Annotated in this window: 5 protein-coding genes; 1 reads left to right on the top strand and 4 read right to left on the bottom strand. The window is 65.2% G+C overall.

Annotation, left to right across the window (positions count from 1 at the left end):
- The 4 genes from JNK68_06600 to JNK68_06585 all read right to left on the bottom strand — a co-directional run.
- The coding region (locus JNK68_06600; GenBank protein MBL8540026.1) for an efflux RND transporter permease subunit at positions 1 to 1,992 on the bottom strand (1,992 nt) is incomplete at its 3' end.
- A complete protein-coding gene (locus tag JNK68_06595; GenBank protein MBL8540025.1) occupies positions 1,989 to 3,104 on the bottom strand; it encodes an efflux RND transporter periplasmic adaptor subunit in 1,116 nt (371 codons plus the stop codon). The genes JNK68_06600 and JNK68_06595, both read right to left, overlap by 4 nt.
- A 135-nt stretch (positions 3,105 to 3,239) precedes the next feature.
- Positions 3,240 to 3,686 carry a hypothetical protein gene (locus tag JNK68_06590; GenBank protein MBL8540024.1) on the bottom strand — a complete coding sequence of 149 codons (447 nt, stop codon included), beginning with the start codon at positions 3,684 to 3,686 and terminating at the stop codon, positions 3,240 to 3,242.
- 47 nt (positions 3,687 to 3,733) lie between these two features.
- Positions 3,734 to 4,072, bottom strand: coding sequence for a hypothetical protein (locus JNK68_06585; GenBank protein MBL8540023.1), 339 nt, complete (start codon positions 4,070 to 4,072; stop codon positions 3,734 to 3,736).
- 295 nt (positions 4,073 to 4,367) lie between these two features.
- Between JNK68_06585 and JNK68_06580 the strand changes: the two genes are divergently transcribed.
- Positions 4,368 to 5,510 (top strand): AI-2E family transporter (locus tag JNK68_06580; protein ID MBL8540022.1); only part of this gene is annotated, 1,143 nt, incomplete at its 3' end.

The raw sequence follows: 5,510 nt of genomic DNA, 5'->3' as shown, positions 1-5,510 counted from the left end.
CGGGAAGCCGACCGGCGGGCCGAGCTCAAGACGCGTGATGCGCACCCACGCCTGCGGGAATTCGTCGTTCACCATGGTCATCAGGCGCGAGCGGACGCGCTCACGTGCCTGCGTGTCCTTGGTCATCACGATGAAGACGGCATAGCCCGGGTTCGGCAGCTCCGGATCGAGCGACAGATAGAAGCGCGGCTGTCCGGCACCGGTGTAGGCGGTGAAGAAACGGATGTCCTCGTCCTGCGCGAAGACCTGCTCCATTCGCTTCACCTGCTCGGTCGTCGCGGCGAACGAAGCGCCTTCCTTGAGTCTCAGCTCGACCACCAGTTCCGGGCGCGAGCTCGAGGGGAAGAACTGCTGTGGCACGAACCGGCTGCCCCAGATCGCGACCGCCAGGGCGGCCACCGTCGCGCCGATCACCCACCAGCGCCGCTCGAGGGCGAGGTTGATCACGCGGCGGAGCTTCCGATAGAAGGGTGTGTCGTACGGGTCGCCGTGGTGCCCCTGGCCGAAATCCTTCGGCAGCATCACGACCGCGAGGTAGGGCGTGATGATGCCTGAGACCACCCACGAGAACAGCACGGCCGTGCCGACGATCCAGAAGATGCCGCCCGCGTACTCGCCGGTGGTGGACTTGGAAAACCCGATCGGCATGAAGGCCGCGGTGGTGATCAGCGCGCCGGTCAGCCTTGGCATCGCGGTGGCGGCGTAGGAATAGGCGGCCGCCTTGAGCCGGTCCCAGCCTTCTTCCATCTTCACCACCATCATCTCGACCGCGATAATGCCGTCGTCGACGAGCAGGCCGAGCGCGATGATCAGCGACCCGAGCGAGACGCGCTCGAGATTCCAGCCCATCGCGAGCATCACGAGGGCGACAACGCCGAGCACGATCGGCACCGAGAGCCCGACGACGATGCCGATGCGCCAGCCGAGGCTGATCAGGCAGACCGCAAGCACGATCGTGAGCGCTTCCAGCAGCGAGCGTTCGAACTCCCAGATGGATTCGCTAACGACGGTGGGCTGGTCTGCCACGCGCTCGAGATCGACCCCGTAGGGCAGTTCCGCCTGCACCTTGGCGACCGCCTGCTCGATCGCCTTGCCGAGATCGACGATGTTGCCGTCGTCGGTCATCGTGATGCCGAGCATCAGCACCTGCTGCCCGTTGTGGCGGACGGTGTATGTCGGCGGATCTTCGTAGCCGCGCGAGATCGTCGTGAAATCGCCCAGCTTGATCAGCCGGCCGCCGGCGGCGACCGGCACGTTGCGGATGTCGTCCACGCTGGCGAACTGGCCGCTCACCCGCATGAGCACGCGGTCGCCGCGCGTTTCTATCTGGCCGGCCGCGAGGACGCTATTCTGGTTCCTCAGGCTCTCGGCGATCATGACCGGCGTGATGCCGAGAGCGGCCAGCCGCTGGTGCGAAAACTCGACGTAGACCCGCTTTGCCTGCTTACCGTAGAGGTCGACCTTCTTCACCATCGGCACCTTGAGGAGGCGCCGCTTGATGTCTTCCGCGATATCGGAAAGCTCCGCGAGGCTGACGCCGTCGCCCTTCACGGCATACAGCAGCCCGGTCACATCGCCGAATTCGTCGTTGAAGATCGGGCCGACGACGCCTTCGGGAAGCTCGAGCTTGATGTCGCCGAACTTCTTCCGCGCCTGGTACCACGCCTCCTGCTGATCCGCGTGCGAGGTGCCGCCGACCACCGTGATCAGCATGGCGCCGTAGCCCTGGCGCGCATAGGTCTTGACCTTCTCGAAGTGGTCGAGTTGCTCGAACTTCTTCTCCATGCGGTTCAGCACTTGGTCCTGGATCTGCTGCGCTGTCGCGCCCGGCCAGAAGACGATCGCGGTCATCGACGGCACGGAAAAGTTCGGGTCCTCGAGCTGGCCGAGCTTCGCGAAGCCCAGCACGCCACCGATGGTGATCACGAGGATCAGGAACAGGACGATCGGGCGGTGGCTGAGCGCCCACTCGGTAAGGTTGAACGATTTCATTTGGCGGCCTGCTTCGCCGCATTGCTGCCGGACGCACCGGACAGCGCGACGCGCAGTCCGGGCGCCATCTTCTGCACTCCGGCGGTGACCACGAGCTCGCCGGCCGGCAGCCCGGAGACGAGCACCTCGTCGTTGCGATATCCGCGCACAGCGACTTCAAGCAGCTCGACGGTTCCGGAGGGCTCGGTACCCGCGCGACGGACGACCCACAGCGCGGGTTGGCCCTTGCTCTGGGTGATCGCGCTGGCCGGGATCGCCACCACCGCCTGTTCCCCTGAATTGCGCTTGGCGACGAGCGTGGCGGTCGCGCCGAGCGGCAGCGGCCGCGCGGTCACCGGCTTCAGTCGGGCCCGGTACGTTCGCGTCTGCGCCGCCGCCTGCGGCGCGAGCTCGCGCAGGGCGACTTCGAACGTCTGGTCCGGCGTCGCGTTGAGCGACGCCTGGTACCGCGCCGTCTTGAACGTCGCGACCTGGTCTTCGGGAACGTCGACGACGATCTCGGGCTCGCCCGGGTTCGCGATCGAAACGACCGGTTGTCCCTCCGCGACGACCTGTCCGCTCTCGGCTTTCACCGCCGTCACGACACCGCTCCGCGACGCGCGCAGGACCGTGTACTTGAGCCGGTTGCGGGCGAGCTCGAATTCACGCGCTGCGGCCTCGGCCGCCGCCTTCGTCCGGACCGCCCCGGTTCGCGTCTGCTCGTCCTCGGCCGTGCTGACCGCACCGTCGCCGGCCAGCTCCTGATTCCGCCGCCGATCCGACTCGGCCTGCCGCGCCGCTGTCGTCGCGGCGATCGACTGCTGCCGCGCCGCTTCCTCGGCGAGCCGGTAGTCGGTGTCGTCGAGCACCGCCAGCACGTCGCCCTCGCGCACGGTCTGGCCGACGTCGACCTTGCGTGCCATGATCTTGCCGCCGACGCGAAACGCCTGGTCCACCTCGTGACGCGCCTGGACGGTGCCGGTGTAGCGGTTCGTTTCCTGGGCTTGGTCGTAGCGGATCTCGGCGGTGCGAACCGACCGCAGCGCCTCGGGCGGCTGGTCCGGCTTGCACGCGGCCAGCATCACTGCGGCGATCGGCATGGCGAGAAGGGCCACGGCGAGAGAGTTTTTCACGACGCTTCCTCTTGTCGGTCGATGGGTTTCGCGGGAGACAGGCTAGCGGAAGCCCCGCGGGGAGTCGTCGGTGAAGCGTCGGCATTCGGTCGGAACTTGGTAAGCATGCGCCACGTGACCTCCATCTGATACAGACTACGCCCGCCCCCGCATCGACTTGAGCTCCACGCGGCAAGCCTCTCCAAATGCCTTCAGTGGGTCAGCGTCCTCCGAATGCGCAAGCTGGCGTATCTCCTCCACCGTCAAGTTCCCCGAGAAATACTGTTCCGTGATGCGCGTCAACAGACGTTCTGCCTCCGTGAGAACTTCGTCCGATGCGGAAAGCCGGATGCGGCTGAGCAGCGCGTAGAAGGTCAACAACGCCTCGGGCTTCTCCAGCGTATGCGTGAACGCGTCCATGAGGACTTTCGCGCTTTCGCCGATGAATTCGCCGTAGAGCACCTCACGCCGGCGCAATTCTTCCCGCACCAGCTCGCGCCTGCTGAGTGTCCGCTGGGTGACCCACGCAGTCGCGACCGTTGCGGAGCCGCCCACAAGCGACCCCAGCACGCCAGCCATCGCAGTCACCAACGTCGCATCCATTGCTCTTCAGCCTCTCTCGGCGTCTTCCGACCTTTCCGATCAAAGCTTCACGCGGGCGGCCCCTCTCCCTCTCCCAATTCGGGGAAGGTCTTTCTCAGCCGGTCGATGATGTAAGCCTCGATCGCCGCTGTTTGCGCCTGGCCGACTGCGTTGGCCGACTTGTTGCGAATCGCGAGATGCATCATCAGTAACTCGCGCAGCTTCGCGAAAGCCGCGGGATTGTCTGTGCCGCACACGGAAGCGTCCTTCTTGAGCACCCGATCAATGATTCCGGGATCGAGAATCCTCATCTTGCACAGCGCTGCCAGCCTGGCAATCTCACGGTCGAGCTCGTCCAGGTTGTCCGCCCACCAGGCGATAAGAAAGTGATCGGGCTTCTCGGTCATGGCTTCATCGTTTCGTGACTCGGGAGCGCCACCGATGCCGCTCCGCTGTCGTGAGCTTTCAGGCTAGGGGCATCCGATCGGGGAGTGGTAAGCAAAAAGTCGATGTTTGGTCTGAACACGGCATTCCGAACCGCGGCTATCGCGCGCGGGGTCTGACCGGCTGCCGCACCAAAACCCGGACCGGATCGGGACGTGTCGCTTACGACTTGGCGTGAGCGCAGGCTCTAGCTCTAGAATGGCTTGCCGCTGGCGAAGAAACGGAACCGCCGCTACGTTGGCGAGAGGCTGGACACTCATGGAGCAAGGGAGGAAGCAACTGGGCAGCGGCACCGTCCCCGGCCAGCCAGCCGGCAGTGCTCGCTTTGCCACGAAGGTCATGCTCTCCGGGGGCTGGTTCTATGGCGCGCTGATCGTCGCCCTGTCCGTTTGGATTCTGCACAGCTTCCTTGATGCTTTGCTGGTGGCGTGCGTGACTGCGATCGCGAGCTGGCCGCTCTACCGGCAGTTTGCAGCTCGCCTGCCGCGGCGAATGCCGCGAAGCGCGACTGCTCTCATCTTCACATGCGTGATGACGATCTTCGTGCTGGCACCGTTGATGTTTGGCTTCGGTGCACTGCTCACTGAAGCCCACTCACTACTTTTGGAAATCGCAGCCGCCGACAAGACGGGAATCGCCGTTCCTCACGGGCTGGAAAACTTGCCATTGGTCGGACCGTGGGTGGCTGCCCGCTGGCAGAGCGAGCTCGCGCACCCCGAAGCTCTTTTGCTATGGGTGCAACGGATGGACGCAACGGCGCTCCTTGCCTGGGCGCAGCCTCTCGGACATTTCATGATTCGACACCTGTTCATCGTCACGTTCACGATCCTGGTACTGTTCTACCTGTATCAGGAAGGCGAATCACTCGCGGACGGATTCAGCCGACTGCTTGGTCGGCGCATCGGCGAGCGGGCCGAAGCTTATGTCGATCTCGGCGTGCGGGCCCTGCGCGCTTCGGTCAGCAGCATGCTGGTCGTAGGGCTGTTCGATGGATTCGCATCCTGGGCCGCGTTCGCGGTCGCCGGCGTGCCGCACGCCGCACTGTGGGCCGTGATCACCGGCTCGCTCGCGCTGGTCCCCTTCCTCGGTTATGTCGCCGTTGCCGCGTTGGCGTTGAAACTCACCATGGCGGGCGCCGCGACGCCGGCGCTTCTCTCATTCGGGCTGGGGTGTGCCGTCCTGTTCTGCGGCGACAAGATCGTGCGGCCCGTGATCGCGCGCGACGCGACCCGTTTGCGCTTCGTTTGGATCCTCATGGGCTGCCTCGGCGGCTTCGAGGTGCTTGGTCTCGTGGGGCTCGTTGTTGGTCCCGTCTTGCTCACCATCACGAGGGAATTGTGGGAACAGCGCGTTCGCGAGCTCGTCCCTCCGGCCGTCACCAACCCGACGTCCCCGGTCGAC

The sequence above is a fragment of the Betaproteobacteria bacterium genome (assembly GCA_016791345.1).
Taxonomy (GTDB): domain Bacteria; phylum Pseudomonadota; class Gammaproteobacteria; order Burkholderiales; family JAEUMW01; genus JAEUMW01.
This window is presented reverse-complemented; position numbering and strand designations above follow the sequence as displayed.